Origin of the sequence: Nostoc sp. CCY 9925 (assembly GCF_963920935.1) — a bacterium.
Classification (GTDB): domain Bacteria; phylum Cyanobacteriota; class Cyanobacteriia; order Cyanobacteriales; family Nostocaceae; genus Nostoc.
Map to the genome: position 1 here is coordinate 1 of NZ_CAWUDO010000306.1, position 498 is coordinate 498.

Annotated in this window: 1 protein-coding gene; it reads left to right on the forward strand. The window is 36.9% G+C overall.

Features of this window, described 5'->3' with window-relative positions; translation table 11 throughout:
- Window positions 1-57: 57 nt before the first annotated feature.
- Window positions 58-192 carry a DUF1392 family protein gene (locus tag ACM0OY_RS40565; protein ID WP_414574327.1) on the forward strand — a complete coding sequence of 45 codons (135 nt, stop codon included), beginning with the start codon at window positions 58-60 and terminating at the stop codon, window positions 190-192.
- Window positions 193-498: the final 306 nt, after the last annotated feature.

Consider the following 498-nt stretch of genomic DNA (forward strand, 5'->3'; position numbering starts at 1 on the left):
TAACAATGATTATCATTTTTACTATCTGTATATTTTATTTTCTGGAAGTCCCTAATTCTGGGGATTGAGTTAATAGAAAAATCTTGGTTCTATCTGGTCGAGTTGGCTTCACCTGCTTTTCCTAAAGCTACCACCACGACTAATCGCTTTTCATTGGTACGAGAAGAAGACTTGGTGGGAGTCAATGTCTAAGTGTTTTCAGCTTTCCCAAAAAACTGGAGTTTAGACTAAAAGCGATATGAGAGAACGCAAATCAAAAGGAACTTAGAGATTAAAAATATTCTCCAGTTAGCCTCAAAGCATCCGCGACCTTTAATAATTATGTAGTATATTTATTCACTTTATAATACAATAATGATAATCATGAAAAGGGTGGGAGAGAAACGAGCGTCGCTCGTTTCTCTCCCACCCCCCTTATTCGATTATCATTATCAGATAATGAGTAAGAAAAAAGGGGTGTCTGATTGAATACAGTCCCCCTTTTGGCAGAAAGTGAGA